Source organism: Herminiimonas sp. (assembly GCF_030645555.1).
GTDB lineage: Bacteria > Pseudomonadota > Gammaproteobacteria > Burkholderiales > Burkholderiaceae_D > Oxalicibacterium.
On record NZ_JAUSME010000049.1, the window covers coordinates 1 to 3,454 of the forward strand.

The 3,454-nt window shown below is 57.9% G+C and carries 2 protein-coding genes; both read left to right on the forward strand.

Annotated features, from left to right (window positions below; all coding sequences use genetic code 11):
* The coding region (locus tag Q7T06_RS02095) for a hypothetical protein (protein ID WP_304779343.1) at positions 1 to 594 on the forward strand (594 nt) is incomplete at its 5' end.
* Between the two features lie 329 nt (positions 595 to 923).
* Positions 924 to 3,454, forward strand: a 2,531-nt coding sequence (gene mutS, locus Q7T06_RS02100) for a DNA mismatch repair protein MutS (RefSeq protein WP_304779348.1), incomplete at its 3' end; no start/stop codon positions are given.

The window sequence follows — 3,454 nt, forward strand, 5'->3', positions numbered from 1 at the left end:
GGCGGCGTGCTGAAGGGTCAGGAAATGATAGAAAGCGCGCGCATCAAATCCGTAGTCGGTGATTTGAACGGCGTATCTGCTGCATACAATACATATGTCGATCGTTTTCGTGCGATTCCAGGTGACGAAGCACAGGCAACATTGGCAGCTCGCGGCTGGGGCGCAATTCCAGGCGGCACGGCCAATGGCGTACTGGCTATTACACTTCCACAAACATTTACCAACGCTGGTGAACAAGTTGTCCTCTGGCGCTCACTGCGTGCCGCAGGCATGACCGCTGGCGATTCCACAGCAACAGGCGTAGCAGGTTTGCCGCGTGCTGCTACCGGCGGCTTGATTGGCGTTACCGTTGCTGCATATGGCATGCCAGGCACCTCAGTCTGCGTTTCTGCCTTGACTACCAAACAAGTATCGGGCATAGATACCAATATCGACGGCACGCTGCCTGCCACCAATATTGGCAACAACCTCGGTACTCTGCGTGCCGAGAGCAATGCGACCAATCCACTTGCTCCAACCGCCGCAGCACCTGCTGGCCTCGCGTACAATGAAACGACTACCGTGACCCCATGGACTGCGTGCCGTCCGATTTAAATTGATGTTGTAAAAAATAAAAAACCCCGGATACGGGGTTTTTTTTCGTCCTATGCTTCCATCCACATCCTTGCACGCATCTGCAGCACCGCACCAGGGCACAATCAATTTCACGACCTTTGATCGCCTCGAATACAATAATGCTTCTCTGCTCCTGCCGCATGGATATTCTGAGCTTCTTCGCTAACCAATCATCGAAAAAATAAAGCGACTGTGGCCGTAAAATAATCCATGGCAAAGAGCCCCTCAACACCCAAACAGACCAATCGACATCCTTGAAGAACACAAGCAAATCTGATTTCCCAGAGCCGAACGACAAGCACACTCCAATGATGCAGCAATACCTGCGCATCAAGGCTGAGCATCCGACGACGCTCCTGTTTTACCGGATGGGTGATTTCTACGAACTGTTTTTCGACGATGCCGAAAAAGCCTCGCGTCTGCTCGGCATCACGCTGACCCAGCGCGGCGCCTCGAATGGCAACCCGATCAAGATGGCTGGCGTGCCCTTTCACGCCGTCGATCAATATCTGGCCAAGCTGGTCAAGCTGGGCGAATCGATCGCGATTTGCGAACAGATAGGCGATCCGGCGACCAGCAAGGGGCCGGTAGAACGCAAGGTATTGCGCGTGATTACGCCCGGCACGCTGAGCGATTCCGATCTGCTGCCGGAAAAATCCGAACAGCCTTTGCTCGCGCTCTACAGCACCACGCAACGCAAGACCGTGACGATAGGCCTGGCCTGGCTGTCGATGGCGAGCGGCGCACTGAAGCTGATGGAATTTACCAGCGATGTGCAGAATGCGGATACGCGCATCAAGCATGAGCTCGAACGCATAGCGCCCGCCGAAATACTGCTGCCGGGCAGCGTCAATGACTTGCTCACCAGCTTCCCTTCGGCAAAAAATACCACGGTGCCGGACTGGCATTTCGATATCACCCACGGCAGCAAGGCGCTCTACGAGCAACTCCATGTGGCCACCCTCACCGGCTTCGGTGCGGAAAACCTGAACCCTGCCATCGGCGCTGCCGGTGCCTTGCTGCGCTATGCACAAGCTACCCAGGGCAAAGGCTTGCAGCATGTACGCACGCTGACGGTGGAAACCGAAAACGAATTCATCGGTCTGGATGCCGCCACCCGCCGCAATCTGGAACTGACCGAAACCATACGCGGCCAGGATGATCGTTCGGCAACGCTGTTCTCGCTGCTTGACCACTGCCGCACTGCGATGGGTTCGCGCCTGCTGCGCCACTGGCTGCATCACGCGCGGCGCGATCAGGCAGTCGCACGCGCACGCCATGCCGCTATCCATGCCTTGATGCGCACCGATGCCTGCACCGGACTTTCTTCCACGCTGGCTTCGGTGCCTGATGTGGAACGCATCGCCACCCGCATCGCGCTGCAGTCGGCGCGTCCGCGCGACCTGGCCGGCATGCGCGGCGGCTTGCAGCAATTGCCTTCACTGCGCGCCTATGTCGCCATGTGCAACCAGGATGCCGATGCGCCATTGCTGAAAACCATACACGATGCGCTCGCCACCCCGAGCGAATGCCTGGATCTGGTCGAACGCGCGATAGCGCTGGAACCGGCCGCGATGGTACGCGATGGCGGCGTGATCGCCCGCGGCTACGATGAGGAACTCGATGAATTGCGCGGCCTGTCAGAAAATGCCGGGCAATTCCTGGTCGATCTGGAAACACGCGAACGCGCACGTACCGGCATCAACAATCTGCGCGTCGAATACAACAAGGTGCATGGCTTTTACATTGAAGTCACGCACGGCCAGACGGACAAGGTGCCGGATGATTATCGCCGTCGCCAGACGCTGAAGAATGCCGAGCGCTATATCACTCCCGAGCTAAAGGCATTTGAAGACAAGGCGCTGTCGGCGCAGGAACGTGCACTGACGCGCGAAAAATATCTGTACGAACAAGTGCTGCAGCAGATGGCGCAGCACATAGGCACCCTGCAAGACATTGCACATGCACTGGCGCAGCTCGATACGCTGGTGGCACTGGCCGAGCATGCGCTGCGGTATAGCTGGTGCGCGCCGCAACTTGTTGCCGAGCCGATGATCACGATAGAGCAAGGTCGCCACCCGGTGGTGGAAAACCATATCGAGCGCTTTATTGCCAATGACTGCCTGCTCAACGGCGAACAAAAACTGCTGTTGATTACCGGCCCCAACATGGGTGGTAAATCGACCTATATGCGGCAGGTTGCATTGATCACGCTACTGGCTTACGTCGGCAGCTTTGTGCCGGCGGCCAGCGCAAGCATAGGCCCTATCGACCGCATCTTTACGCGCATAGGCGCAGCCGACGACCTGGCTGGTGGCCGCTCGACCTTCATGGTTGAAATGACAGAGTCTGCCGCCATCCTCAATGGCGCGACAGAAAATTCACTGGTGCTGATGGATGAAGTCGGACGCGGCACATCCACCTTCGATGGCCTGGCGCTGGCATGGGCGATCGCCCGCCATTTGATCGACACGAGCAAAAGTTTTACGCTGTTCGCCACCCATTATTTTGAACTGACGCAACTGCCTGAGGTCCATCCATCCGCAGCCAACGTGCATTTGTCTGCCGTCGAGCACAAGGACAGCATCGTGTTCCTGCATGCAGTGCAGCCCGGCCCGGCATCGCAAAGCTATGGCTTGCAGGTTGCGCAACTGGCCGGTGTGCCGCAGGCAGTAATACGCGCCGCCCGCAAGCACCTTGCATCGCTGGAAGCCAACTCGATGCAGGCGACGCCGCAGTTCGATCTGTTTGCCGATCCGGGCCGCCTGGCCTCGGCATCCGATGCAGATGCCTTGTATATGCCATCGCCGCCATCCGCCGTCGATGCAGCCGTGGCAGC